The organism is Halobacterium wangiae (assembly GCF_021249345.1).
GTDB classification, from domain to species: Archaea; Halobacteriota; Halobacteria; order Halobacteriales; family Halobacteriaceae; genus Halobacterium; species Halobacterium wangiae.
Genome location: NZ_CP089588.1, coordinates 1563712 through 1587956 on the forward strand (window position 1 = coordinate 1563712; position 24245 = coordinate 1587956).

Consider the following 24245-nt stretch of genomic DNA (forward strand, 5'->3'; position numbering starts at 1 on the left):
TGTGAACGAAACCGCAGGGTGCCAGCGGTTGTGCGACCACCACCCTGCGGACAGCCCGGTCGCCTGCTCGCCACTACCGCCGCAACTCCGGATTTCTCCGGGAAGCGCGCCAGCGTCGCTGCTCGGTCGCTTCGACGGGTTTTTGAACAGCGCCCGACTCGTTTCACGCATGGCTACGTTCCAGGTCGTCGTCGCCGACCCCGAGTCGGGGCGAACCTACCAGCGCGAGGTAGACGGACAGGACGCGAACCGCTTCCTCGGTCTCGACATCGGTGACGAGGTCGACGGCGAGGCAGTCGGCCTCGACGGCTACACCGTGGAGATCACCGGCGGCAGCGACGCCGCCGGCCGACCGATGCGCCCCGACGTCGCCGGCGCCGGACTGCAGGACGTCCTGCTGTCGGGCGGCCCCGGCTTCAAGCCGACCACCGACGGCGAACGCAAGCGCGTCAGCGTCCGCGGGAAGGAGGTCTCCGAGGCTACCGTCCAGCTCAACGTCGCCGTCGCCGAGCGCGGCGACGAGTCCGTTGAGTCCCTCTACGGCGAGGGCGAGGAGGAGGAGGCCGACGAGGAAGCGGCCGAAGCCTGAGTAACGCCACGCTTTTTCGCGGCGGTCGCGTACCCGGTGTCGTGAGCGACTACGACGCCTATCTCGCTGGCGACCGAACCGACCACGTCGCGCTCTACCTCTCGGACTCGTACGTCTCTGACGTCGACTCACTCGCCGACCGCGACGACGCCGAACGCGTCGGGGACGGCGTCGTCCTCGTCGTCGACGGCGAACGCGGCCGCAGCGTCTTCCAGAAGATCACTGGGATGGCCGCCATGGAGTTCGGGTCGACCGCGATGGACAACCCCGGCCACGTCGACGCCGACCTCGTCGGCGGGGACTGTCCGGACGCGGAGGGCGGCCCGGAGGACCACCACGCCGAGTTCGTGTTCTCGTTCGCGGAAGCACAGAACGAGGAGGTCGGCGGTCTCTACGCCGAGGGCGACGTCATCCACGCCTACGTCTACTGCGCCTGTGGCACCGCCTACTCCGACAAGTGGGTGGCCGGAGAGCGCTGATGGCCACCGTCGTCGCCGTCGGGAGCGCGGTGCTCGACCGCGTCTACGGCCTGTCGAACCTCCCGGAACCCGACGGCGGCGCGTTCGTCCGCGACTACGAGGAGCGCGCTGGCGGCGTCGCCGCGAACGTCGCCTGCGCGCTCTCCGCGCTCGACCACGACGCCAGCGTCGTCTCCCGCGTCGGCGACGACGACGCGGCCGACCGCGTGCTCGCATCCCTCGCCGACTGGAACGTCGACGCCACCGGCGTCCGGCGCGGGGACGAGGACTCCTCCTACTGCCTGATTCTCCGCGGCCCGGACGGCGACCGGATGATCGTCGCGGGCGGCGACAGCGTCCCGCAACTCCGCCTCGATGAGGCGGACCGCGAGCGCTGCCGCGACGCCGACTGCGTGTTCACGAGCGCCTACGCTCCCGACGCGGTCGTCAGCGAACTCGTGGCGATGCGGGAGACTGGCGAGATTTCGGCGCTCGTCTTCGACCTCGCTGGCCCCATCTCCGAACTCGAAGGCCGGGGAGCGACCCGCGAGACGATCGACAGCGCGGCCGCCACCGTCGACCTGTTCGTCACGAACGAGGTGGCCGCGCGCTCCTACCTCGATTGCGGCCCCCGGGCGGCCGTCGAGGCGCTGTCCGCTGCCGGCGCCGACCGCGTGGCGGTCACGGTCGGTAGCGACGGCGCGTACCTCGGCGACGGCGAAGTGGTGCACGTCGGTGCCGACGAGCGCGACGTCGTGGACACGACGGGCGCCGGCGACGCGTTCACCGCGGCGCTGGTTCACGCGTGGCTGCTCGGTGAGCGGTCGGCAGAAGCGGCGGGACGAATCGCTGCCGCGGCCGCGGCGCAGAACTGTACCGCGGCGGGCGCGAGAGGCGCGCTCGCCGCGAGAGACGACCTCCCGGACTAGCGCGCGTCGTCGACGAGGCGCCGGACGCGCTGTTCGTCGACGGGTGCGGTCGTCTCGCCGTTCTCCTTCAGCGCCGTCCCGACGATGACGGCGTCCGCGGCGTCGAGGGTCTCGGCCACCGTCTCCCGCGTCACGCCGCTGCCGACGAATACCGGGGCGTCGACGCCGAGTTCGTCGCGGGCAGCCACCACGCTCCTGAGGTGGTCGAGGCTGGTCGCGTGGCCGGTGCCGCTGCCGCTGGCGACGAGCCCGTCGGCCCAGCCACGTTCGACGAGTTCCGCGACTTCCTCGGAGAGCGGTCGCTCCGCGAGTGGTGCCGAGTGTTTCACGTCGACGTCGGCGAGAATCGAGACGTCGGCGTCGAGGCGCTCGCGGAGTCGAACCGTCTCGGCCGCCGCGCCGGTGACGACGCCCTGGTCGGTGAGGCGGGCGGCGGCGTGGACGTTCACGCGCACGAACTCCGCGCCCGCCGCGGCCGCGACGGAGACGGCTGCGTCGGCGTCGTTCCGGAGCACGTTGACGCCGAGAGGGAGGTCCGTCTCGCTCCGCACGTCGTCGGCGAGCGCGGCCATCGACGCCACGACGTGCTTGGGGACGTCGTCGGCGTAGAACGGCGCGTCGCCGAAGTTCTCCAGCATGAGTGCGTCCACGCCGCCCGATTCGAGGCGGCGGGCGTCACGCAGCATGTGCTCCCGGATGGCGGCCCGGTCGCCGTCGAACCCGGGGGCGCCGGGGAGCGCGTCGAGGTGGACCATCCCGACGACCGCTCGATCAGAATCGAAGTCGAGGCTCATACGCCGGTCGACGGCGGGCGACAGGATAAACGCCGCGACGTCAGTTCTCGGCCGGTTCGTCCTCGAGGTTGCGGAACGCGTCGAGGATGACCTGTTTCGCGGTCGCACCCTGGGAGGTCCAGTGGTTCGCGTAGTCCATCATGTCCTCGTAGATGTCGGGCTTGCAGCCGGCGGCCTTCGGGTGGCCCCCACCGTTGACCTGGCGGGCGACCTCGTGGGCGCGCTCGAAGCCCTCGGTGCCGCGGATACTCGCGCTCCCGGAGGGCTTGACGATCACGGCGGCGTCGGCGCCCTGCTCGCGGAGCGCTTCGGCGACCTCGTTCTGCGAGCAGCGGCCGTAGGTGACGCCGACCGTCCACTCACCGATCTCCTTCATCGCCGCGCGGGCGACCGCCCGGTCGATGAGGTCGTTCTTCTCGACGCGGCGCTCCGCGAGGAACTCCAGGACGTCCTCGGGGAGGTCGGCGCCGTGCTCCTGGACGACGTCCATGTACTCCTCGGGGTCCGTCCAGTAGGAGTAGTCCGCCAGGTCGTCGCTTCGGGGGTCCTCCTTCAGCCAGAGGTCGTGGTCGCGGGTGACGACGGCGAGTTCCTCGAGGTGCTGTGGGACCGCTCCCTCGCCGAGACTCCGGACCGCGACGTCGGCGGTGCACTCCTCCTCGGAGTCGCCGACGACGAGGTCGACGCCTGCCTCGCGGACGGCTTCGGCCGTCTCCTCGGTCCACTGGTGGTGGTCGAACCACCGGACCTCGCTGGCGTGCTCGACGGCGTACGCGAGTTCGTCCTCGACGTACCGGAACTTGTCCGGGCAGAGGTCGCAGACGAAGATGCGGCAGTCGTCGGCGCCGAACTCCGCGGCGCGGCGCAGGCCGTCCTCGATCTCGTGGGGGCCGGCGGGCACGAGCGCCGCCTCGCCGTACACCTCGCGGATGGTGGCCGCACACGCCAGTCCGTCGGCGTCGGGGTCCGCCACCACGACGACGTTCGCGCCCTCGATGCGCTCTCTGATCTCCCGGTCCTTCTGCTCCTCGCGGACGTCGTCCGGGACGAAGAAGCCCTTCCCGGGCAGCAGTGACTTGCGTTCGAGCGGCAAGCCCTCGTCCTCGATGACCCAGTCTTCCATACCGGCTGGTGGGCCGGACGCGCAAAGAACCCCGCGATTCGGGGGTCGGCGAGGACGCCGGTCTCAGGTGTCGAGGTGCCACTCGCCGCGGCCGGTCGCCGTGGCGTAGTGACGGTCGGCGCCGAGGAGGTCGTCGCGCTTCCACTGGAAACTGGTCCGGTGGTCGTAGCCGACGCTCCCCTCCGTCTGCAGGCCGCCACAGCCGGTGAGCGCGCTCCTCGCGCGAGCGTTCTCGGGGGTCACCTCGACCGCGAACGTGCTCCGGATCGTGTCCGAGACGTTCGCGACCTGCACGCCGTTCCGCGTGTGCGCGTTCGGGAAGACGTCGTGGAGGCGCTGGTCGTCCGGGAAGTCCGCCTCCCTGCTGGCTTCCTCGACGGCGAACCCGTCGTTCGCCTCGGCGTGCAGCGTCGTCCGCAGGCGGACGTACTGACCCGTGTCCTGGTGGCTGACCGACGCGACCGTCCGCGAGGCGTAGGCCTCCCCGTTGTCGAGGCGGCCGACGACGTTCGCGGCGCCCGCGTAGTCGAAGGCGTCGTCCATCGACGACTCGGGGACGAACGTCTTGCACTCCGGGACGCGCCCGACGAGTGCCCACCCGAAGGGGTCGAGGACCGGGTCGTCCCAGCCGCCCTCGTCGACGAACGTGTACGTCTCGACGGTGCCGTTCTCCGGCACCGCCACGACCACGCTGACAGGGCGCGCACTCACCGCCTCGACGCCGAACGAGTACTCCTGGCGCACGCTCTCCAGCAGTCCCGTCATCGCGTCGAACCCGCTGCCCGTCGCGAACGCCACGGGTCTACCGGCGCGGAACGCCCGCACGAGGGTCGCCCGGTTCGCGTTCGGGGTGGCGAGTACGGCGTCCGCGTCCTCGACGGTGTCTGCGGTGTTCGGCGGGGTCGGCAGGTCCCCGGTGTCGCCCGCGAGGTAGACGGCGTCGTTCTCGAGGGCTTGGCTCGTGTCCTCGCTCAGGCCGCTGCCGGTGTCGACGTCCGGGCGGCCGCCGCCGAGCGCGGTACAGCCGGCGAGTGCGGCCGAGGCTGCGGCGCCTGCGGTCGCGAGGAAGCGGCGTCGGTTCGTGGAGGGCATCGTCCGAGCACTGCGCTCGGCGCCGGAATAAGTCTCGTGTTACGTTTCCGGTTCGAGCTGGCGGACCGTCAGCACCGGAACCGGACACGTCCGCACGACGCGTTCTGCGACGCTCCCGATGAAGAAGCGGTTCTCGCCGTGGCGGCCACGGGTCCCGGTCGCGACCACGTCGGCGTCCACGTCGCGGGCGTACTGACTGATCTCCGCGGGCGGCCGCCCCTCGCGCACCGCCGTCGTGACGTCCCGCTGTGCTCTCTCGGCCACCTTCGCCACCGCGTCCTCGCCGCGGGACTCGAGGGCCGCGTGCATCTCGTCGCGGACCTCCTCGGGCGCGGTCTCCACCTCGCTCTCCTCGAGAACGTAGAGGGCGTGCACCTCGGCGTCGAACCGCGTGGCGACGTCGAGGGCCACGTCCACCGCGCGCCCGACGCTCTCGGAGCCGTCGGTCGCGATGACTACCGTCTCTATCATACGACGTCGTTCCGCGCCGGACACCTTAAACCCACACGCGGAGCGCTTTAGTAGCCCCGCGGCGCAGTCCACTCCATGAGCCTCGAAGTGGACACCGTCCTCGTCCCGGTGGACGGCACGGAGGCCTCCGTCACGGCCGTCGAGTACGCCGTCGCCATCGCCGAACGCTACGGCGCCGACGTGCACGCGCTGTACGTCCTCGGCGAGACGGTCACGCGGAGCATCGACGCCGGCAACGTCGCCGAGGACGAGGTCGTCGACGACACGAACACGTTCCTCGCGGAGATCGAGGCGCTCGCGCCGGAGGGTGTGAGCGTCGACTCCTCTATCGCGTACGGCTTCTCCACGTCGCGGAAACTCCAGCACCCCGGCAGCGTCATCCTCGACTGCGCGGACGACGTGGACGCCGACTTCCTCGCCATCCCCCGCGAGGGACTGCGTGGCGACGCGGGCGACGTCCTCGAGAAGGCCGCGGAGTACGTCCTGCTGTACGCCAGCCAGCCCGTTCTCTCCGTCTAGTTCAGCCGAATCGACATCTCCATCTCGAAGCTCTCGGCGGCCGCCGTCTCGAAGCCCACCTTCTCGTAGAGCGCGACCGCCGGCCGGTTCCACCGTTCGACGGTCAGCCAGACGTACTCGACGCCGTGTGCCTGGCCGTGACCGAGCAGCGCCTCGATGAGTCGCGTGCCGATGCCCGCGCCCTGGTAGTCCTGGTGGACGAAGATGGCGAGTTCGTACGTCTCCCCCGAGTCGGGGACGAGCGTCGCGTGGCCCGCTACGCTGTCTTCGTGCCACGCCAGCACGTCGAAGCCCTCCCGTGCGAGCAGCGTGTCGAGCCAGTCCCGGATTCGCACCTCTCCGACCGGTGGCACGCCCTGCGCGCGGTCCGCCGGGTCGAAGTCCGCGTACATCGCCACGAGCGGCTCGAAGGCCGCGTCCTCCGGCGGTGGGTCGCTCTCCTCGTCGGTGGCGAGGGTCGCGTCCGGTGGGCCGTGTTGTTCGTACGCCCGCACCTCGATGGGTCTCCCCTCCGCGTCCGTGAACGAGACGGGTGGCTGCGGGAACTCTGTGGCGACCGTCTCGGGGTAGATGCGTTCGCCAGCCATCTTATCGCACCAGTTTCACCGACACGCGGGAGTTCAACAGCACGAACTCGGAGATGTGGCCGAGCCGTATCTTCCCCATGGGGCTGCGCTGGCCGCCGCCGAGGACGATCTGGTCGAACCCCTCGGACTCCGCGAGTTCCACGATGGCGCTCCCCGGGTGCCCGGAGAGTCGTCGCACGTCTCTGGGGAGTCCCGCGTCCTCGAGTGCCGCCTTGGCGGCGTCGACGAGTTCCTCGGGCACCCGGTCACTCTCGGGGTTCTCGACCACCGCGACGGTGAGGTCGTCGCCCGCGTCTACCGCGCGCGTGACGGTCTCTTCGAGGGCGTCGAGCGAGTCGTCGGCACCCCCGATTCCCAGCAGCACGTTCATAGTCGGAGTGTCACTGCCTCCCGGCAAAAGCGTTCGGTCGGTGGTCGTGCGCCGGCGTTCATCCGCCGCCGTCGCCGCGCGCACCCGTCGCGTCGACGGCTGGCGGGCGGACGGCGATGATGCCGTAGCTGTGAACGGTCACCGTACAGTCGGCGTACTCGAAGGAGAGTCGGAAGTCCTTCGCGGCCGAGTCGCGGTCTCGCCGCTCGACGAGGCTGTCGAGTGCCTCCGGGTCGAGCACGTCGTTGAGCGTCGGCAGCGACGTCGGCCCAGTCTCGGTGACGACGGCGACCGTCGAGACGACCGCCATACTCACCGACTCGGTACTCCCGTCGAACGACGTGCGGTAGGTATCCGTCTCGGGACTGTAATCGACCGCTTCGCTCCGATCTATCGAATCGACGTCGAGCTCTGACACCTCGGGGGGAGCCGGAGGAGGGTCGTTATCCACAGCGGGCGTAGGGAGGTCGTAGCCATATACTTTGTTTAGGAGCAATCTGATAGCTTAGAAAATCCAAGGGGTAGCGGCCGTCGCTCGGGCAGGTCGCGGGTGCTCGCTTCGCTGATCGTGCACCAGGAGACGCTTCGCTTCGCTCAGCGTCTCCCGTGCCTCGCGGGTCGTTTCGCTCACTCCGTTCGCCGTTCGCGCAACCGGGGACTTCTCCCTGCAGTCGGAGTCTCCCGCCCGACACGCTTTTGCGACCCCCCCGGCAATCCCCGGGCATGCCCGAACAGCGTGCTCCGCCGGCCGAGTGGGACCTCGCGCCCGCGGTCGAACCGGTCGCCGCGGCCGACCCCGAACCCGACTCCGACGTGCCACGGGACGTCCGGGAGTACAAGCGGTTCTCGAAGATGGACGGCGCGCAGTACGACCGCGTCAACGAGTTCCTGCGGGACCGCACGTACATCACCGCCCGCGAGTGGGCTATCGCGCGGCTCTGTGCGGACTTCCGCACGGAGACCGGCGTCGAGATGACGAAGATCGGCGAGAACCTCCCGGAACTCGTGCCGTTCATGACCGACACGTACAGCCCACAGGCCGTCAACCAGGCGCGGTCGGCGTTCGAGGACAAGGTGCGGAAGGCCGGCGCGACCTTCCTCTACGGCGCGATGTGCGACTTCTTCACGGCGGACGAACTCGACGACCTGATGTACGAGGTGACGGAGGTGGCGAAGTTCCTCCTGGAGGTCGAGGGCGTCGACCTCGCCGTCGAGGAGGAGCTCGCGGCCGAGGAACGCATCTCGACGGTGATGCGGGACGTCCGGTCGGCGAGCGACGAACTCCGCCACGACGGCACGGAGTGCCCGAACTGCGGGCACGAGTTCGGCGGCGACTGACGCTCCGGTCGCGACGCCGTCTGCTACTTACTGCTCGGAGAGGAACAGCGACGGATCCTCGTGGGTGAACGTGAGCACCCGGCGCTCGTCGAGCGGTCGGATGTGGGTGCGTACCTCGCCCTCTTCCTCGACCATCTCCACGAACTCCTCGTGCTCGCCGGGGCTGAAGTACGCCGGGAACAGCACCGCCGTCTCCGCGTCCGGGTCCTCGAGGGCGACGACGACGTAGACGGTTCCGGCGGTGTCTCCGCGGAACACCTGGGCGTTGTCGAAGCCGCCAGCCTCGTCGAACGCCTCGACGGCTGGGTCGAACTCGTTGTCCGGTGCGAGCAACTCGATGCCCGTGCGGTCGACGTCGCCGGTCAGGATGGCGACGTCGCCCGGGTGGATCTCGTGGGCGTCCCAGCCGCGCTCGCGGTACTCCTCGGCAGTCGCGGCCATGTCGTCGACGACTTGCTCCCAGCGGGGCATCGCGTCCGCCGTGGGGTTGTCCGGTTCTCCGGCGGGGTCGGAGTCGTTGGGCATGCGTCGTGAACCGACAGCCACCCGCAAAAACCTTCCTTATCGGCAAGTATGGCGGAAGGTATATGCGTCCCGTGTCACCAGTGTGTGGCAATGAGTAGCCTCCTCTCCATCTCGAATCTCCGGACGCAGTTCGACACGGACCGCGGTGCTGTGAAGGCGGTCGACGGCCTCGACCTGGACATCGAGGAAGGCCAGACGGTCGGCTTGGTCGGCGAGAGCGGATCGGGGAAGAGCGTCACTGCGCTCTCCGCGATGAAACTCGTTGACGACCCGGGCGACGTCGTCGGCGGCGAGATGACGTTGAACGACCCCGACCTGGCGGCCCGCCTCGCCGCGAACCACGGCGGCGCCGTCGCCTCCTATCCCTACGACCTCGTGGCGGCCTGCCGGGAACTGGCCGCGGACCTGCGTGGTGACGCCAACGTGGGCTCGACGCCAGCGGAACTCCGCGGTATCGCCGAGGACCTCGACGCCCGTGACGACCCGAACGACCTCGCGTCGGACCTCCGTGAGTTTGCCGACCGGCTGGACGACGGCGACGACCCCGACGAGGTTGGCGCCGAACTCGACCACGCCGTCGCCGACGCCCTCGACGGCTTCATCTTCGTCGAGGACGCCCGCGTCGTCCCTGCGCCGGGGAGCGACGTCGACTCGTCGGCGGATCCCTGGGACGTCCTCCGCGACCACGAGAACGGCCACGAGCACGTCCGACTGGAGGGCGCCAGAATCGACCTCACGACCGCGCCCGAGCACGTGATGCGGGACGTCCGGGGCGGCGAGATGAGCATGATCTTCCAGGACCCGATGACGTCGCTCAACCCCGCGCTCACTGTCGGCGAGCAGATCGCCGAGAGCCTCCGGCTCCACCGCCACGGCGGGAAGAAGAAGGACACGTGGCTGAACGGCATCCGGGAGGCGCTCTCCCGGGGCGACACGGACAAGGAGATCGTCCAGGAGACCGTCGACATCCTCGACGAGGTCGGCATCCCCGAACCCGAGGCGCGCCTCGACGAGTACCCCCACGAGTTCTCCGGTGGGATGCGCCAGCGCGTCCTCATCGCGATCGCGCTGGCCTGCCGCCCGAAACTCCTCGTCGCCGACGAACCGACGACGGCCCTCGACGTCACCATCCAGGCCCAGATCCTCGACCTCATCAACGACCTCCAGGACGAGTTCGGGATGAGCGTCCTGTTCATCACGCACGACCTCGGCGTCGTCGCGGAGACCTGTGACCGGGTCGCCGTCATGTACGCAGGCGAAGTCGTCGAGGAGGGTCCCGTGGACGACATCTTCCACGACCCGAGCCACCCGTACACGTACGCGCTCCTGGAGTCCATCCCGCGGGAGGACACCGAGCGCCTCCAGCCCATCGAGGGCAACGTCCCGGACCTCATCGACCTCCCCGACGGCTGCCACTTCGCGCCGCGCTGTCCGTGGGCCCACGAGGAGTGCACCGAGGGCGAGATTCCGTACCTCCAGCACGGCCCGGAGGACGTCGACCACCGCTCGAAGTGCGTGCTCGAGGAGTTCGACACCTCCGAGTACGGCGCCGAGAAGGGGATGGCTGCCGAATCCGGGACGTTCACCGGCGAACCGCTGATGCACGTCGAGGGCCTTCGGAAGTACTTCTCGCGCGCAGACGGCTGGCTCGACCGGTGGCTGGCCGACGAACCCCAGACCGTGAAGGCCGTCGACGGCGTCGACTTCGACATCTACGAGGGCGAGACGCTCGGCCTCGTTGGCGAGTCGGGCTGCGGGAAGTCGACCACGGGTCGCTCAATCCTCCGGTTGCTCGAACCGACGGACGGTCGCGTGCTGTACGCGGGCGAGGACGTCGCCGAACTGAGCGACGACGAACTCCGCGGGAAGCGCCGCGACATGCAGATGATCTTCCAGGACCCGCTGTCCTCCCTTGACCCCCGACAGAGCGTGGGGCAGACGATCGTGGAGCCGCTGAAGATCCACGGCCTCCCGGAGAGCGACCCCGAGGTCACCGCCCGCGCGGACGTCACGGTCGAGGGCATCGAGCGAGACGCGGTGACGGTCAACGTCGCCGACGACGTCGACGCGCTCGTCAACATCACTGACGGCGAGGCCGTGGTCCCGGTCGCTGTCACCGTCGCCGGCGACGAGGTGGAGATCGACGTCGCCAAGCACCTCGACGTGAACACGAGCATTACGCGCGACGACGGTCGCGTCACGGACGTCCACGTCGACGTGTCGGCGGGCGACTCCAAGCGCGCCAAGCGCCGCAACCGCGTCACTCAGCTCCTGACCGCCGTCGGCCTCGAACCCGCGCAGTACGACCGCTACCCCCACGAGCTCTCTGGCGGCCAGCGCCAGCGCGTCGGCATCGCCCGCGCGCTCGCCGTCGACCCAGACTTCATCGTCGCCGACGAACCGGTGAGCGCCCTCGACGTGAGCGTGCAGGCCCAGATCCTCAACCTCATGGAGGATCTCCAGGAGGAGTTCGGGCTGACGTACCTGTTCATCGCCCACGACCTCTCCGTCGTCCGGCACATCTGTGACCGCGTCGCCGTGATGTACCTCGGCAAGGTCGTGGAGACGGCGCCGACGGAACTGCTGTTCGCCGACCCGAAACACCCCTACACGAACGCGCTGCTCTCCTCGATTCCCGACCCGGACCCGCGGGCGACCAACGAGGACCGCATCCTCCTCGAGGGCGACGTCCCGAGCCCCATCGACCCGCCGTCTGGCTGCCGCTTCCGGACGCGGTGCCCCGAGGTCATCCCGCCGGCGGACCTCGACGTCGACCAGGACGTGTTCCGCGAGGTGATGGACCTCCGGGAGTCCGTCGAGAAGCGCAACATCCCGCTCGACGCCGTCTGGGAGGACGCCAGCGCCGGGCAGCCGGGAACCGTCGAACCGGCGGGAGCGCAGGCCGACGGTGGCCGGGACGCCGACCGCGAGGCGTTCGTCCGGGAGCTGTGGAACCGCGAGTTCAGCACAGACCCGTCGGGTGAGGTCCGTGACGTCGTCGACCACGCGTTCGACGCGCTCGCCACCGAGGACTGGGACGAGGCGGCCGACGTCCTCGCCGAGACGTTCGAGAGTCCCTGTGAACGGGAGGAACCGCCGCTCGAGGGCGACGAGCAGACGGTCGCCTGCTACCTCTTCGACGGCCCGGGCGAGTAACGCTCGGTGGGTCGGCGACCCACATATAGTCGGGCCATACCATGTTAACAGTTATCGTATTTAGGCGTTGGTACTGGTCCAGTATTCTCCGGTATTATTAAGTGACGGACTCATCGATACGGTGGTATGGCAGGCGATAACGTAAGCCGACGAAGCTTCCTGAAGGCAGCGGGGACCGCGACGGTCGCCGCGACATCGACAGCAGGGTGTACGAGTCTCATGGGCGGCGGCGATGGTGGCGGCGGCACCCTCGTCTACTCCCGTGGTGACCACCCGAGCAACTACGACCCCCAGCAGACCACCAGCGGCGAGGTGGCGAAGGTCACGAACCAGGTCTTCGACACGACCGTCGACTTCAAGCCGGGCAGCGGTGGCGCGCTCACCGACGGCCTCGCCAAGGAGTGGTCCCTGGACGGGAAGACGGCGACCATCACGCTCAAGGAGGATGTCACGTTCCACAACGGCGAGGAACTCACGTCCGCGGACGTCCGTGCGACCATCCGACGCTTCATCGACGAGGAGTACAAGTACTTCCTCGGCGAGAACCGCTCGGGATACGCCTCTGTCACCTTCGGTGACTGGATCGAGAGCATGGAGGAGAGCGGCACGTACGAGCTCACCATCAACCTGAGCCAGCGCTACGCGCCGTTCGTCCGGAACCTCGCGATGTTCGCGGCCGCCATCCTCTCGAAGGCGCAGATCGAGGAGATGGGCGAGGGCGCGGACGCCCAGGCCGAACTCGGTACGGACCCGCAGGGGACCGGCCCGTTCGTCTTCGAGGAGCTCGACAACGACAACGAGCGCATCCGCTTCAGCGCGTACGACGACTTCTGGGGCGACGGCCCGAAGGTCGACGAACTGATCATCAAGACGATCAAGTCCAACTCGACGCGCGCCCAGGACCTCATCAACGGTGACAGCCACCTCACCGACAACCTCAGCGCGCAGGCCATCCAGCAGATCGACAACTCCGACTCGGCGTCCTCGAAGCTGAAGGACGGCATCAACATCGGCTACATGGCGTTCAACCAGTCCCGGAAGGAGGCCTTCCGGAAGCCGAAGGTCCGCCGCGCCATCAGCTACGCCGTGGACACGGAGGCCATCGTGGACTCCATCTACCAGGGCTTCGCGTCGCAGGCCGACCAGCCGCTCCCGCCGAACGTCCTCGGTCACAACGACGACCTGGACCCGTACCCGCAGGACCAGGAGGAGGCGACGCAGCTCCTCGAAGAGGCCGGCGAGACGGACCTCACCTTCGAGCTCGCGACGTTCTCGAACCCGCGTGGCTACAACCCGAGCCCGGTCGAAACGGCGAACCAGATCAAGTCGGACCTCGAAGACATCGGCATCACGGTCGAGATCAACCAGTTCTCCTCGTTCGGTCCGTACATCGAATACACGTACGCGGGGAAGCACGACGCGGCGCTGCTCGGCTGGTACACCGACAACGCCGACCCGGACAACTTCCTCTACGTGCTCCTGCACCCCGGCGTCTCCGTCGACGACGTGCCGAGCGGCCAGGACTACGTGGACTGGGAGACGAAGGCCAACGCCTCCAACATCTCCGCGTGGGCGAACACGGACTACATGGAGCTCGTCAACCAGGGACAGACGACCTACGACGAGGGCGAGCGCGAAGAGCTCTACCTCGAGGCGACCAAGCTGGCCCACGAGCAGGCTCCGTGGGTGTACCTCGACTACGCGCAGACCACGCGTGGCGTCCACGAGTCGGTGAAGTCGGACAGCTTCATCGTGAGCTCCGTCGGCCAGCCGTACCTGGAGCTCGTCGAACTGAAGTGAGGTTGCGGGGGTAGTCCCCGTCCACCGCCGTCGCGAAGTAACGTTCATACGGCCGGACGACACACGTCCGGACACTACTCATATACATGGTCTCGAAGCGGTTCATCCTGAAACGGCTGCTGTTGCTCGTGCCGGTACTTCTCGGCGTAGCGACGTTCGTCTTCGTCATTCTCCACCTCTCCGGTGGTGACCCCGCGCGGGTCATCCTCGGACAGCGCGCCTCCCAGGCGCGCGTCCTCGAGTTACGCCAGAACCTCGGCTTGAACGACCCCCTCTACGTCCAGTACGGTCGGTTCCTCCTGGACGTCGTCCAGTTCGACTTCGGCCAGTCCTACAAGGTCGCACAGGGCCAGCCGGTCCGCAGCATCCTGGCCTCGCGGCTCCCGATCACCATCGAACTCGCGCTGTACGGCCAGTTCATCGGCCTGCTGATCGGCCTGCCGCTGGGCGTCATCTCCGCGGTGAAACAGGACTCCATCGTCGACCACCTCGGTCGCGTCGGCGCGCTGTCGGGCATCTCCATCCCCATCTACTGGTCTGGCCCAATGCTCATCCTGTTCTTCTCGACGTTCCTCGGCATCTTCCCGGCGAGCGGCCGCATCGACTCGACGATGTTCCTCGCCGACCACTGGACGCTGTTCGGTATGGAACTTCCCCTCACCGGCATGGTGACCGTGGACACGCTCCTGCTCGGGCGGCTGGAGGCGTGGTTCTCGGCGGTCCGGCACATGTTCCTGCCGGCGGCGACCATCGGCATCTACTCGCTCGCGCTCATCTCTCGGATGATGCGGTCGTCGATGCTGGAGGTCGTGCGCCAGGACTACATGCGGACGGCGCGCGCGAAGGGCCAGGGCTCGAAGATCACCATCATGAAACACGGCTTCCGGAACGCCCTCATCCCCGTCGTGACTGTCATCGGCATTCAGTTCGGCACGCTGCTCGGTGGCGCGGTCCTCACGGAGACCGTCTTCAGCATCAACGGTATCGGGACGACCATCGTCGCCGCCATCAACGCGACGGACTACCCGCTCGTCCAGGGCGCCGTGCTGACGTTCGCGCTGCTGTTCACGCTCGTGAACCTCGGCGTCGACATCACCTACAGCTACCTCGACCCCCGCATCCAACAGTGAAATGAGCACGACCGAAACATCGTCTCAACCGGCGGAGCGCGGCTTCGTAGACCGCTTACGCTCCTCGCAGTTCCTCTCGGAGCTGCTGTCGAATCGCATCGCGCTCACCGGCATCGTCATCATCGTCGCGATGGTCCTCATCGCGCTGTACGCGCGCATCTTCATGGACGTCAATGTGCTCGCCAGCTCGCGTCTCGGCGGCACGATCCCGGACCGCGCGCCCCCGGGCTGGGCCGGTCCCGCCCCAGCGGACACGTACCTCTTCGGGACGGACGCGGCCGCCCGCGACATCTTCAAGCGCACGCTGTACGGCGCCTGGGTCGCGCTGAAGTTCGGCACCATCGCCGTCGGCGTCTCGACGGTCGCCGGCATCGCGCTGGGTACCATCGCGGCCTACTACAGCGACCTCACCGACAACGTCATCATGCGCACGATGGACGTGCTGCTGGCGTTCCCGTCGCTGCTGCTCGCGCTCGCGCTGGTCTCCATCTTCGGCGCGGGCCTCTGGAAGGCCACCGCCGCGCTCATCCTCGTCTACACGCCCCGGTTCGCCCGCGTCGTGCGCGGCGCGGCGCTGAAAGTGCTCGAGGACGAGTACATCGAGGCGACCGAAGCGCTCGGCGCGAAGGACCCCCGCGTCCTCGTGCGCCACGTCGTCCCGAACTCGCTGGCGCCCATCACGGTGCAGTCCACGCTGAACTTCGGGCTCGCCATCATCGACATCGCGGCGCTGTCGTTCCTCGGGTTCGGCGCACAGGCTGGCATGCCGTCCTGGGGGTTGATGCTCTCGAACGGCGTGAAGAACGGCCTCCTCACCGGGAAGTGGTGGATGTCCGTCTTCCCGGGGCTGTTCCTCGCGATTACGGTCCTCGGGTTCAACCTCCTCGGGGACGGGATGCGCGACGCCCTCGACCCGCGGATGCGGGAGACGGTCGACTGACCGATGCAGGAGGGCGTCGAGGCACGGGGCCGCGACTGGGGGCTGCTCGCCCGCTTCGCCGGCGCCGGCTTCGTCGCCGCGTTCTCGCTGTTCTACGCGCTCGTCTTCGGCCTCGGTTACGCGCCCCGTACGGCGAGTGGGCTGGCGTTTCCACTCGCGGCGATCCCGTTCGCCCTCGGCCTCATCGGCTGGTCCGCAGTGTTGCTGTCGGGCGAGGCTGTCGAGACGTTCTCGACGGAACTCGGCATCAGCGATAGCTGGACCGTCGAGAGCGGCCGGCAGGCGATGGCCGTCCTCCTCGTCTTCGGCCTCGGCGGCATGGTCGGCGCCGCCGTCGCTGGCGCGCCCTACGGTGTCTGACTGCCCAGAATCTCCGTCTCTTCCTCAGCTTCGGACGTTCTCGCCGGCGTGGTCCACGAACGTCTCGCCGTCCCAGACGACGGTTCCGCGGACCATCGTCCACTCCGGGAACACGCCCTCCATCCCCTCGAACGGCGTCCACCCGCAGTTCGAGTGGCAGTCTGCGCCCCGGATCTCCCGCGAGTCGTCGGGGTCGACGAGCACGAGGTCGGCGTCCCGGCCGGCCTCGATTCGCCCCTTCCGGGGCAGGTCGAAGATTGCGGCGGGGTTCGCGGCGGTCACGTCCCGCACGCGTTCGTAGGTGAGTTCTCCCTCGCTGGCAGCCTGCAACAGCAGGGGGAGCGCCGTCTCGACCCCCGGCACGCCGGAGGGCGCGTCCCAGATGCTCGCGTCTTTCTCCTCGCGCGTGTGGGGTGCGTGGTCGGTCGCTACGACGTCCACGCGGCCGTCGGCCAGTCGATCGAACAGCGCCTCCCGTCGCTCCTCGCTACGCAGCGGGGGGTTCATCCGCCCGAACGTCCCCAACTCGTCGAGGTCGACCCGCGAGAGGAAGAGGTGGTGCGGGGTCACCTCGCAGGTGGCGCCGCCCGCCCTCGCCGCGTCGACGCCCTCCGGGGTGGACGTGTGGGCGACGTGGACGGTCGCTCCAGCCTCGCTACCGACCGTCACGGCGCGTTCGACGGCGGCCGCCTCTGCCCCGGCGGTGCGGTAGGCGCTCCACGCGTCGGCGTCGTCGCGCTCCTTCGCTGCGCTATCGAAGCGGTCGGCGTCCTCCGCGTGGACCGTGACGACGACGTCCTCGTCCGCCGCGAGCTCACAGGCCTCGCGGAACAACGCGGCCTCGATACCCATGTCGCCCGTCGAGTCCGCGAGGAACACCTCGCCGAGCGCGAACAGTGGTCGGTTGAACAGCGAGTCGGGGTCCCAGTCGGGCGTGACGCCGCCGTTGATGCCCCAGTCGACGAGCGAGTCGGCGGCGAACGCTGCCTTCTCGTCGAACGCCGCGCCCGTCACCGTCGCCGGGTCCGTGTTCGGCTGGTCGACGACGGTGGTGACGCCGCCCGCGGCCGCGCTACGCGACCCCGACGCCCACGTCTCCTTGTGGCCGTAGCCCGGCTGGCGGAAGTGGACGTGGACGTCGATCATCCCCGGGAGGAGCAGTTTGCCGCTGGCGTCGACGAGTTCGTCGCCAGCGAGGGACTCGCCGACGGCGTCGATGCGGCCGTCGTCGCCGACGCGCACGTCCCGCGTCCGGCCGTCCGCGAGCGTGGCGTTCCGGATGACCTGCATACGCGGACTCTCTCGGCAGCGCGCCTAAGTGCTGCGGAGCCAGTCGGGCGGGGTGACGCGCGTCTCGTTCACGCCCGTGACGCGGAACTCGAGTGACTGGCTCGCCGCCGTTCCACTGTCCTGGAAGCGGACGCGCAACGAGTACGCTCGAACGAACCCGCGGTCGTCGACGACGAGGCGTGCGCTCACACGCTCTACGTGCTCTCGCTTCCAGGGAACGTACGAGGCGTCTTCTGCCGACTCGAGGGAATCAGATTCGAAGACGTACGCGCCGTCGCGGTGTCCGCTGAATTCGTAGTCGAAGCTCGCGACGACCGCGGGGAGGGGCAACTGCACTTCGGACGCCCAGACGTAGTTGGAGTGGAACGCGTACTGTGGCTCCGTGCGCGCCCGATACTCGGTCTCCTCGCCGCTATCGTCGTACTCGACGTACCTGCCGCTGCGGTTCACGTACGTCGTCTCTGTCGAAGCGCCGTCCGGCCGTACGTATCGTTCGTTGAGGGTGGCTCGCCTCAACGGCTGGTCCAAGTGTAGTTCGGTGGCTCGAACGACGCTCCCGTTTTTCGCCTGACTGAGCTCGATGCGGTACGAGGAAGCGTTTTCGAGCGCCCTCCTGTGGCTGTCGTACAACGCTCTGACGTCGGCCTGGTCCCCGTTCGTGACCGTTCGGACGACGGCGTCGTCGCTGTAGTCCGGCGCTGGACCCGTTGGAGCGGTCAGACAGCCTGCGGGAGCGACGAGGAGGACCACTGCAAGGGCGGCACACACCTCTCGCATATTCCCGCCTCGTTCGTGTCAGAGATAATTCTTCTGGTAGCTCTACGTTCCCACCCGCCGGACGTCCGGGTCGGCGTCCCCGACGAGCGTGGCCTCCAGTTCGTCGCGCACGCGCCCGGTGTCGCCGCCGCTGGCCGCGACGCTCCCCACGGAGTCTGGGTCGAAGGGGACGCCTAGCGCCGGGTAGACGTCGGCGAGCACGCTCACGATCTCCTCGCGGTCGTCGACGACGAGCACGCCCGAGGTGAGCGCCGCGCCCTTCGTCACGCGCTGGGCGACGCCCGCGAGTTTCCCGTCCGCGGAGACGGAGTGGTCGCCCGGGCAGAACGAGTCCGGCGGTTCGCCCTCGCTCGCCTGGACTCCCACGGCGTCGAGCGCGCCGACGACGTCCGCGACCATCGCGTCGTAGCGCTCGGAGAGTCCCGTCCGGAGGTCCGCGACCGGTTCGATGCGCGCGAACGCCAGCGTCGTCTCCGTGTACGCGACGGCCCGCCCGCCGACGCCGCGCTCGACCGGCGGGAAGCCGTGGTCGCGGGCCGCCGCCTTCGCGTCGCTGTAGCCGTCCTCGTTCGCGTCCCGCCGCCCGAACGCTAGCTGCCGACCGGGCGCCCACACGCGGACTGCCGGCTCGCCGTGCTCGCGGACGAACTCGAGGAGGTCCCGGGTCACCTCGCGGTCCGCGTCCCGACTGCTCGCTCGACCGCGCAGCACTCGCATACGGTCGCTACGGACCGACGCCCGTAACTCTTCTCGGTTCCAACCCGGCGCATGGTCACGCTGGACGGCGACGTCCTACGCCGGTACCCGCGCGTCTCCCGTTACAACTCCCCGTACCCCGCTCACGACGCGGGGTGTGCCGTCGACCTGTATCCTGGCACTGACCGTGCTGGGAGTCCCGTCGCCGGCGACGTCGTCGAGACGCGGACCGTGCGCTGTCCAGACCAGCCGTACGCCGAGGACGAAGACCACCTCGTCGTCGTGGACACGGGCGAGTACCTGGCACGCATGCTCCACGTCGACCCGGCGGTCGAACCCGGCGACACTCTCGCCGTGGGCGACCACGTCGGTCGGCTGGTGCGCTCGGGCTTCTTCGCGCCGTGGGTCGACAACCACGTCCACCTCGGGTTCCGCGAACGCGACCAGAACGCGGTGCGGGCCTCGGGGTCGCTGCCGCTCGACCTCGGGTTGCCGGTCGAGTCGGTGGCCTGGGACGGCACCGGCCGCGTCGTCGAGACGGGCGAGACGTGGGCGCGCCTCGACGCGCCCGAACACCCCGCGCCCGGCGAGACGTTCGCGGGACTCGCGGCCGACGACGGCGCGGTCATCGACGGCGGCCTCCCGCACTACGAGGCCGGCGGTGCGACCGGCGACGCCGACACCGTCTCGCTGCTCGGCACCGTCGTCGGGGACCGCCGCAACGACCGGACGGTGACGTGGCGGGACGTCACGCCGACCGCGAACGGTGTCCCGATCCGGGGGCTGTCGCTGTGGCTCGGCGTCGACGACCTCGGCCTGAAACTCGTCTGTCCCGGCCACGACCTCTCGGTCGGCGACCGCGTCGACGTGGGGTTCCGGGAGCAGTAGTCCCCTCGCGGTCTACGCGGTCGCGTCCGTCTCGGCCGTGGTGTCGGCGTCCACGTCGTAGCCCGCGGTGTGGAACGAGCCGAGGCAGTTGTAGAGGCCGCGCTCGTAGATGTCGGGCACCTTGCTGATGCCGATGTGGGACCCGATCTTCGCGTCCGCCCAGTAGGCGCTGTGCGGTCCCTCGAACAGCCGGCGCAGCAGGCGGGGGTCGACGTCCATCTTCACCCAGCCGTCGTAGTCGTCCGTGTCGACGTCGTGGACGACCCTGTAGCCCTCGCCGTCCATCGACAGTTCGAGGCAGGCGTCGTCGACGAGCGGCAGGAGCACGGTCGTGTCGCTGCTGAAGCCGATCTTCTCGCGTTTGGACTCCAGGCTCTCGTAGGCGTGGGGGAGGTAGGCTTTCAGTTCGTCGAGGGTGGGCATCGGGTCCGCCTCGTAGTCGAAGCTGCGCTCGGCGAGCACCTCGTCGATGTACTCCTGTTTGGCCTCCTTGTCGAGGGGTTCGAACGGCGCGGACACCTCCCTCGCGTCGAGGTCGACGTACTCGCCGGTGTTCAGGAAGACACACTCGTGGTCGTCGCTCGTGTGCTCGTCGAAGAACGCCTTCGCCTGCTCGCGTGGCGGGTTCGCGGTGTACTGGTTCAGGTCCGCGAGGTCGCCCGCGAGGACGTACTCGCCCGCGAACGGCATGTAGTAGTCCGGTTCGAAGAGGTCGACGAAGTTGAGCGCGAGTTCGTGTTTCTCCTGGATGACGCGGTCGCGCTCGGAGATCATCTCCTCGTGGGTGTAGTTCGTCACCGCCTGTGGGTAGAACTGCGCGGCGCTGTACTGGTGGCACAGCAGGTCGACACTCCCGTAGTCCTCCTTCACCTGCTCGCAGGTCGGCTCCACGAGCGGGTACGGGCAGTCGTTCGTGTTCACGACGACGTGGTCGCCGTCGTCGATGACCGCCATCGAGTCGACCTGTGTCGACCCCGTCTTGTCGGCCTCCGTGTCGTACCAGGTGCAGCCGAAGAAGTTCCCGCAGAGTTCGGGGTCGCAGCCGTCCGCCGCGAGCACGTTGATGTGAACGTCGCCTTTCAGCTGCGTGCGGTCGTCGTGGGCGAGCTCGATGACCTCGAAGCCGAGGTCCTCGATTGCGTCCCGGAGGTAGTCCCAGCGGTAGTCGTGGATGAGCACGGGGATGTCCGTGTCCATCCGCCGGAGCGTCGCGGGGTCGAAGTGGTCCGGGTGGATGTGCGAGATGTAGATGTAGTCGAGGTCGTCGAAGTCCTCCGGCCCCTTCGCCGGTTCCGGGTAGTGGCACCACGATCCGTAGTACGCGCCGTCGACGAGCCACGGGTCACACAGGATGTCCGCGTCCTCGGCCTCGATGTGGATGGCGGCTGACGACAGGTACGTTACTTGCATACGTCCCGCTGAGGTGGTGTCGGGGCTTTGTTATCACTCGAGTACCGCCCGGAAGGCGGAGGCAGAACAGCCGTTACCGTGGGGCTTCAGCCGGGTAACGCCCCGCTACGAGCGCGCTCCCAGTAGGCGCTCCTTACCGCGAGCTATCGGGAGTACGGGCCGGCTCAGACGAACTCGACGTCCGTCCGCTGCGCGCCCTCGCCGAACAGCCAGGTGGCGTGCTCGACGGCGTACTCGTGGTGTTCGTCCTCGATGTAGCCGATCGCGTCCTCGACGACGACGGGACGGTAGTCGCGGAGGCCGGCGGAGCTAGCGGTGTGGAGCACGCAGACGTTCGCCAGCGTGCCACAGAGCAGCAGGTCGTCGATCGCGTGGGCGTCGAGGTACCCCTCGAGTTCGGTCTGGTAGAACGCGTCGTACGTGTGCTTCTCGACGACGTGGTCGTCCTCGCGGACGTCGAGGTCCTCGTGGAGTTCGGCGTCCCACGTCCCCTCGACGACGTGCTCGCCCCAGCGCTCGAACTCGTCGTAGTAGTGGTTCCCCTCGAACTGCTCGGGCGGGTGGACGTCACGCGTGTAGACGACGCTCGCACCGGCGTCCCGCACACGCGAGACGAGGTCGGTGACCGGGTCGAGGGCGTCCTCGCTGGCGGGCGCGTAGAGGCTGCCGTCCGGGTGACAGAAGCCGTTCTGCATGTCCACGACGACGACTGCAGTGGTGTCTGGGTCGAGGTTCATGTTCGAGCCTACGTCGTGCCCGCCAAAAAACGGTGTGCGAGTGGCCCACGTGGGAACCCAGTGGTCACGAGTCCGGTTACGTGACGTACTCCTTGACGCTCCACGCGCCACCGCTGGCCATCGCCGCGGCGAGCACGCCGAACACCACGCTGTTGATCAGCGCCTGCCCCGTGTCCAGCGAGAAGCCACTCTGGTTCTCGAAGGTCGGCATCTGCTGGGCGGCGAGGAACTCCGCGAAGAAGACGAGTGCGACGGTCCCGACGAGTGCGCCGGCGCCCGCCGCGACCATCGCCTTCCGGGACCCGCCGCCGATGCGTGCGCCGACGAGCAGTCCCGCGACGGCCGCGATACCGAACGCGACGAACGGCGCGTTCTGGAACACGGAGTTCACGAGGTTCGCCGTGTACTGCTTGTCCTGGTAGGCCCGTTCCTCGGCAGAGAGGTCCTGCTGGAAGCCGTCCTGCGTGAGTTCCATCCCGCCGACCGACCCCATCAGGAACACCAGCAGTCCGAGTGCGACGCCGACGACGGCCATCGTGACGGCGATGGCCTTGACGTGTTCTTTCGTCTCCGGTTCCTCGAGCAGGTCGGTCACCGACTTCGAGCCGTGCCGTGGCTGCTGCGGTTCGTTCGGCGACGATCGAACGCCCCCTTCGTTGCCATTCCCTGACATACAGGCCACGATTCGAGTGGGGGTACTTAATCCCTCGCGTCATCTCGGCTCTGCGTCTCACACCGACTGCGACCGTGCGCAGCCTTTTACCCCCCGAGACCCACAGTTTTGGTAATGGCACGCCGCACTCTGGCCGTCGGACTGGTTCTCCTCGTGGTACTCGCGGGCTGTCAGTCGGTGTCGTTCTCCGGCGACACCACGGAACCGGAGACCACCCAGCCGACCACCACCGCGACCAACACGACCAGCGAGTCGGAGTTCGACTTCGCGGACCCCGACTCGGACGTACTGGGGTGGGAGAACGGCTACTGGTACAACGAATCGATACCGGTCGACGTTGGTGACGGGCTGAACGAGACCGAGCGCAACGCGACCGTCGACCGCGCGATGGCGCGCGTCGAGCAGATCCGGGGCATTGAGTTCGAGGAGCGAGTGCAGGTCGAGGTCATCTCCCGGGACACGTACCGCCAGGAGTACGCGGACTCCACCAACGCGACCGAGGCGCTGCGGACGTTCGACGACACGAAGTTCGAGGCGCTGTTCCTCGTCGGTGAGGACGAGAACTCCATCGACGTTCAGGAGTCCAACCGCGGCGAGAACGTCCTCGGGTTCTACACCCCGAAGGACGACCGCATCGTGATCATCTCCGAGTCGGAGACGCCGACCATCGAGGAGACCACGCTCGGCCACGAACTGGTCCACGCCCTCCAGTTCCGGAACTTCGACGCCAACTTCTCCTCGCAGACCCGTGACGCGTCGAACGCCCGTAACGGCCTCATCGAGGGCGAAGCGCGCTTCGTCGACAGACAGTACGGCGACAACTGCGGGACGAACTGGAGCTGTGTCTCCCCCGAGGCGGGTGGTGGTGGCGGCGGTGACCTCCACCTCGGCATCTACATCATGAAGTACTTCCCGTACAGCGACGGGCCGGGCTTCGTCGAGCACTTCTACGCCGAGGACGGCTGGTCGGGCGTCGCGGACCTCTACGAGGACCCCGCGGAGTCCTCCGAGCAGGTCGCCCTGCCCGAGAAGTACGGCTCCGACCGCCCCGGGAACCCCACGCTGCGGGACCGCTCGTCGGCCGACTGGGAGCGGGTCACCGTCGACGGCCGGGCGCCGTACGGCGAAGTCGGGGTCGGTGGACTCACGGCGATGTTCGCCTACCCCGCCTACCACGAGGACCGCCAGGGGTTCGTGCTCAGCCCCCAGGAGTTCCTGAACACCGACGGCGGGGCGGTCGACCGGAACGACCCGTTCAACTACACCACCACGCCCGTCGAGGGCTGGGACGGTGAGCGGATGTGGGTCTACGAGAACGGCGACGGCGAGACGGCGTACACGTGGCGCATCGCGTGGGACTCCGAGGCCGACGCCCGGGAGTTCGCCGAGACGTACCGCAGCCTCCTCGAGTACTGGGGCGCCGAACAGCGCGACGACGGCGTCTGGCGCATCCCCGAGGGCGAGAGCGAGTTCGCCGACGCGTTCCGCGTCACCGTCTCCGGCGATCGGGTCACCATCGTGAACGCGCCGACCGTCGACCAGCTGGGCGACGTCCACGCGAGACAGTAGGCGAGCCTTTTTCGCCCGGGGCGC

Annotated in this window: 26 protein-coding genes; 12 read left to right on the forward strand and 14 right to left on the reverse strand. The window is 68.6% G+C overall.

The genetic code is table 11. The features are described from left to right. Nucleotides 1-169 precede the first annotated feature (169 nt). The 3 genes from LT965_RS08450 to LT965_RS08460 are packed head-to-tail and all read left to right on the forward strand — an operon-like array spanning nt 170 to nt 1976. A complete protein-coding gene (locus LT965_RS08450) occupies nt 170-589 on the forward strand; it encodes a 30S ribosomal protein S6e (protein WP_232700310.1) in 420 nt (139 codons plus the stop codon). Nucleotides 590-630: 41 nt separating this feature from the next. Further along, on the forward strand, nt 631-1068 hold the full coding sequence (locus LT965_RS08455; protein ID WP_232700311.1) for a DUF5807 family protein: 438 nt from the start codon (nt 631-633) through the stop codon (nt 1066-1068). Further along, nucleotides 1068-1976, forward strand: a complete 909-nt coding sequence (locus LT965_RS08460; protein WP_232700312.1) for a carbohydrate kinase family protein — start codon at nt 1068-1070, stop codon at nt 1974-1976. The genes LT965_RS08455 and LT965_RS08460 overlap by 1 nt, the downstream gene beginning before the upstream one ends. Here LT965_RS08460 and LT965_RS08465 read toward each other — a convergent pair. The 4 genes from LT965_RS08465 to LT965_RS08480 all read right to left on the reverse strand — a co-directional run bounded on the left by LT965_RS08465 (nt 1973) and on the right by LT965_RS08480 (nt 5456). Next, complete coding sequence (locus LT965_RS08465; protein WP_232700313.1) at nt 1973-2770, reverse strand: BtpA/SgcQ family protein; 798 nt, start codon at nt 2768-2770, stop codon at nt 1973-1975. The genes LT965_RS08460 and LT965_RS08465 overlap by 4 nt on opposite strands. A 40-nt stretch (nt 2771-2810) precedes the next feature. Continuing rightward, entirely contained in the window at nt 2811-3893 is a 1083-nt protein-coding gene (locus LT965_RS08470; protein ID WP_232700314.1) for a DHH family phosphoesterase, read from the reverse strand. Between the two features lie 63 nt (nt 3894-3956). Next, nucleotides 3957-4985 (reverse strand): hypothetical protein, encoded by a 1029-nt coding sequence (locus LT965_RS08475; protein ID WP_232700315.1) that lies wholly within the window; start codon nt 4983-4985, stop codon nt 3957-3959. 39 nt (nt 4986-5024) lie between these two features. After that, nucleotides 5025-5456 carry a universal stress protein gene (locus tag LT965_RS08480; RefSeq protein WP_232700316.1) on the reverse strand — a complete coding sequence of 144 codons (432 nt, stop codon included), beginning with the start codon at nt 5454-5456 and terminating at the stop codon, nt 5025-5027. A gap of 75 nt (nt 5457-5531) precedes the next feature. Between LT965_RS08480 and LT965_RS08485 the strand changes: the two genes are divergently transcribed. Beyond that, nucleotides 5532-5975, forward strand: a complete 444-nt coding sequence (locus LT965_RS08485; protein WP_232700317.1) for a universal stress protein — start codon at nt 5532-5534, stop codon at nt 5973-5975. Here the strand turns inward: LT965_RS08485 and LT965_RS08490 are convergent. Genes LT965_RS08490 through LT965_RS08500 form a run of 3 tightly spaced genes read right to left on the reverse strand, consistent with a single transcriptional unit; the run spans nt 5972 to nt 7350 of the window. Further along, entirely contained in the window at nt 5972-6562 is a 591-nt protein-coding gene (locus LT965_RS08490; RefSeq protein ID WP_232700318.1) for a GNAT family N-acetyltransferase, read from the reverse strand. The two genes, LT965_RS08485 and LT965_RS08490, sit on opposite strands and share 4 nt — an antisense overlap. Nucleotide 6563: 1 nt before the next feature. After that, nucleotides 6564-6932 carry a universal stress protein gene (locus tag LT965_RS08495; protein WP_232700319.1) on the reverse strand — a complete coding sequence of 123 codons (369 nt, stop codon included), beginning with the start codon at nt 6930-6932 and terminating at the stop codon, nt 6564-6566. A 58-nt stretch (nt 6933-6990) separates the two neighbouring features. Next, nucleotides 6991-7350, reverse strand: coding sequence for a HalOD1 output domain-containing protein (locus LT965_RS08500; RefSeq protein WP_232700320.1), 360 nt, complete (start codon nt 7348-7350; stop codon nt 6991-6993). Nucleotides 7351-7655: 305 nt separating this feature from the next. Here LT965_RS08500 and LT965_RS08505 point away from each other — a divergent pair, with 305 nt between their 5' ends. Beyond that, nucleotides 7656-8270: a DUF5806 family protein gene (locus tag LT965_RS08505; RefSeq protein WP_232700321.1), complete on the forward strand. Its 615-nt coding sequence runs from the start codon at nt 7656-7658 to the stop codon at nt 8268-8270. A gap of 27 nt (nt 8271-8297) precedes the next feature. Here the strand turns inward: LT965_RS08505 and LT965_RS08510 are convergent, their stop codons facing one another. Beyond that, nucleotides 8298-8795 carry a DUF7529 family protein gene (locus LT965_RS08510; RefSeq protein WP_232700322.1) on the reverse strand — a complete coding sequence of 166 codons (498 nt, stop codon included), beginning with the start codon at nt 8793-8795 and terminating at the stop codon, nt 8298-8300. Nucleotides 8796-8885: 90 nt separating this feature from the next. Between LT965_RS08510 and LT965_RS08515 the strand changes: the two genes are divergently transcribed. The 5 genes from LT965_RS08515 (at nt 8886) to LT965_RS08535 (ending at nt 16181) form a co-directional block, all read left to right on the forward strand. Continuing rightward, on the forward strand, nt 8886-11951 hold the full coding sequence (locus LT965_RS08515) for a dipeptide ABC transporter ATP-binding protein (protein ID WP_232700323.1): 3066 nt from the start codon (nt 8886-8888) through the stop codon (nt 11949-11951). A gap of 126 nt (nt 11952-12077) precedes the next feature. Then, a complete protein-coding gene (locus tag LT965_RS08520; protein ID WP_232700324.1) occupies nt 12078-13751 on the forward strand; it encodes an ABC transporter substrate-binding protein in 1674 nt (557 codons plus the stop codon). A gap of 86 nt (nt 13752-13837) precedes the next feature. Beyond that, complete coding sequence (locus LT965_RS08525; protein WP_232700325.1) at nt 13838-14881, forward strand: ABC transporter permease; 1044 nt, start codon at nt 13838-13840, stop codon at nt 14879-14881. Nucleotide 14882: 1 nt separating this feature from the next. After that, on the forward strand, nt 14883-15821 hold the full coding sequence (locus LT965_RS08530) for an ABC transporter permease (RefSeq protein WP_232700326.1): 939 nt from the start codon (nt 14883-14885) through the stop codon (nt 15819-15821). A 3-nt stretch (nt 15822-15824) separates the two neighbouring features. Next, the gene (locus LT965_RS08535) at nt 15825-16181 is read left to right on the forward strand and encodes a DUF7268 family protein (protein ID WP_232700327.1); all 357 of its coding nucleotides are present in this window, start codon (nt 15825-15827) and stop codon (nt 16179-16181) included. Nucleotides 16182-16205: 24 nt separating this feature from the next. Here the strand turns inward: LT965_RS08535 and LT965_RS08540 are convergent, their stop codons facing one another. From LT965_RS08540 to LT965_RS08550, 3 genes are read right to left on the reverse strand one after another with little or no spacing between them, the layout of a single operon-like run. Next, a complete protein-coding gene (locus LT965_RS08540; RefSeq protein ID WP_232700328.1) occupies nt 16206-17471 on the reverse strand; it encodes a dihydroorotase in 1266 nt (421 codons plus the stop codon). 24 nt (nt 17472-17495) lie between these two features. Then, entirely contained in the window at nt 17496-18248 is a 753-nt protein-coding gene (locus tag LT965_RS16705) for a DUF7537 family lipoprotein (protein ID WP_432419295.1), read from the reverse strand. Nucleotides 18249-18290: 42 nt separating this feature from the next. Then, nucleotides 18291-18965 carry a lipoate--protein ligase family protein gene (locus LT965_RS08550; protein ID WP_232700332.1) on the reverse strand — a complete coding sequence of 225 codons (675 nt, stop codon included), beginning with the start codon at nt 18963-18965 and terminating at the stop codon, nt 18291-18293. A 51-nt stretch (nt 18966-19016) separates the two neighbouring features. On the opposite strand from LT965_RS08550, the gene LT965_RS08555 reads away from it, so the two are divergent. Beyond that, the gene (locus LT965_RS08555) at nt 19017-19832 is read left to right on the forward strand and encodes a DUF8155 domain-containing protein (RefSeq protein ID WP_232700334.1); all 816 of its coding nucleotides are present in this window, start codon (nt 19017-19019) and stop codon (nt 19830-19832) included. Nucleotides 19833-19844: 12 nt separating this feature from the next. Here LT965_RS08555 and LT965_RS08560 read toward each other — a convergent pair whose 3' ends face one another. From LT965_RS08560 to LT965_RS08570, 3 genes are all read right to left on the reverse strand, one after another. Next, on the reverse strand, nt 19845-21242 hold the full coding sequence (locus tag LT965_RS08560; RefSeq protein ID WP_232700336.1) for an MBL fold metallo-hydrolase: 1398 nt from the start codon (nt 21240-21242) through the stop codon (nt 19845-19847). Between the two features lie 164 nt (nt 21243-21406). Then, a complete protein-coding gene (locus tag LT965_RS08565; protein ID WP_232700338.1) occupies nt 21407-21979 on the reverse strand; it encodes a cysteine hydrolase family protein in 573 nt (190 codons plus the stop codon). 76 nt (nt 21980-22055) lie between these two features. Continuing rightward, nucleotides 22056-22652 carry a hypothetical protein gene (locus tag LT965_RS08570; protein ID WP_232700340.1) on the reverse strand — a complete coding sequence of 199 codons (597 nt, stop codon included), beginning with the start codon at nt 22650-22652 and terminating at the stop codon, nt 22056-22058. 114 nt (nt 22653-22766) lie between these two features. Between LT965_RS08570 and LT965_RS08575 the strand changes: the two genes are divergently transcribed. Beyond that, a complete protein-coding gene (locus LT965_RS08575) occupies nt 22767-24221 on the forward strand; it encodes an Hvo_1808 family surface protein (protein ID WP_232700342.1) in 1455 nt (484 codons plus the stop codon). Nucleotides 24222-24245: the final 24 nt, after the last annotated feature.

Coding starts and splice junctions, on each gene's coding strand:
- LT965_RS08565 (WP_232700338.1), bottom strand. CDS start 21,979: ATGAACCTCGACCCAGACACCACTGCAGTCGTCGTCGTGGACATGCAG.
- LT965_RS08550 (WP_232700332.1), bottom strand. CDS start 18,965: ATGCGAGTGCTGCGCGGTCGAGCGAGCAGTCGGGACGCGGACCGCGAG.
- LT965_RS08470 (WP_232700314.1), bottom strand. CDS start 3,893: ATGGAAGACTGGGTCATCGAGGACGAGGGCTTGCCGCTCGAACGCAAG.
- LT965_RS08475 (WP_232700315.1), bottom strand. CDS start 4,985: ATGCCCTCCACGAACCGACGCCGCTTCCTCGCGACCGCAGGCGCCGCA.
- LT965_RS08560 (WP_232700336.1), bottom strand. CDS start 21,242: ATGCAAGTAACGTACCTGTCGTCAGCCGCCATCCACATCGAGGCCGAG.
- LT965_RS08480 (WP_232700316.1), bottom strand. CDS start 5,456: ATGATAGAGACGGTAGTCATCGCGACCGACGGCTCCGAGAGCGTCGGG.
- LT965_RS08535 (WP_232700327.1), top strand. CDS start 15,825: ATGCAGGAGGGCGTCGAGGCACGGGGCCGCGACTGGGGGCTGCTCGCC.
- LT965_RS08525 (WP_232700325.1), top strand. CDS start 13,838: ATGGTCTCGAAGCGGTTCATCCTGAAACGGCTGCTGTTGCTCGTGCCG.
- LT965_RS08495 (WP_232700319.1), bottom strand. CDS start 6,932: ATGAACGTGCTGCTGGGAATCGGGGGTGCCGACGACTCGCTCGACGCC.
- LT965_RS08490 (WP_232700318.1), bottom strand. CDS start 6,562: ATGGCTGGCGAACGCATCTACCCCGAGACGGTCGCCACAGAGTTCCCG.
- LT965_RS08485 (WP_232700317.1), top strand. CDS start 5,532: ATGAGCCTCGAAGTGGACACCGTCCTCGTCCCGGTGGACGGCACGGAG.
- LT965_RS08570 (WP_232700340.1), bottom strand. CDS start 22,652: ATGTCAGGGAATGGCAACGAAGGGGGCGTTCGATCGTCGCCGAACGAA.
- LT965_RS16705 (WP_432419295.1), bottom strand. CDS start 18,248: ATGCGAGAGGTGTGTGCCGCCCTTGCAGTGGTCCTCCTCGTCGCTCCC.
- LT965_RS08460 (WP_232700312.1), top strand. CDS start 1,068: ATGGCCACCGTCGTCGCCGTCGGGAGCGCGGTGCTCGACCGCGTCTAC.
- LT965_RS08510 (WP_232700322.1), bottom strand. CDS start 8,795: ATGCCCAACGACTCCGACCCCGCCGGAGAACCGGACAACCCCACGGCG.
- LT965_RS08575 (WP_232700342.1), top strand. CDS start 22,767: ATGGCACGCCGCACTCTGGCCGTCGGACTGGTTCTCCTCGTGGTACTC.
- LT965_RS08555 (WP_232700334.1), top strand. CDS start 19,017: ATGGTCACGCTGGACGGCGACGTCCTACGCCGGTACCCGCGCGTCTCC.
- LT965_RS08450 (WP_232700310.1), top strand. CDS start 170: ATGGCTACGTTCCAGGTCGTCGTCGCCGACCCCGAGTCGGGGCGAACC.
- LT965_RS08540 (WP_232700328.1), bottom strand. CDS start 17,471: ATGCAGGTCATCCGGAACGCCACGCTCGCGGACGGCCGGACGCGGGAC.
- LT965_RS08515 (WP_232700323.1), top strand. CDS start 8,886: ATGAGTAGCCTCCTCTCCATCTCGAATCTCCGGACGCAGTTCGACACG.
- LT965_RS08520 (WP_232700324.1), top strand. CDS start 12,078: ATGGCAGGCGATAACGTAAGCCGACGAAGCTTCCTGAAGGCAGCGGGG.
- LT965_RS08465 (WP_232700313.1), bottom strand. CDS start 2,770: ATGAGCCTCGACTTCGATTCTGATCGAGCGGTCGTCGGGATGGTCCAC.
- LT965_RS08505 (WP_232700321.1), top strand. CDS start 7,656: ATGCCCGAACAGCGTGCTCCGCCGGCCGAGTGGGACCTCGCGCCCGCG.
- LT965_RS08530 (WP_232700326.1), top strand. CDS start 14,883: ATGAGCACGACCGAAACATCGTCTCAACCGGCGGAGCGCGGCTTCGTA.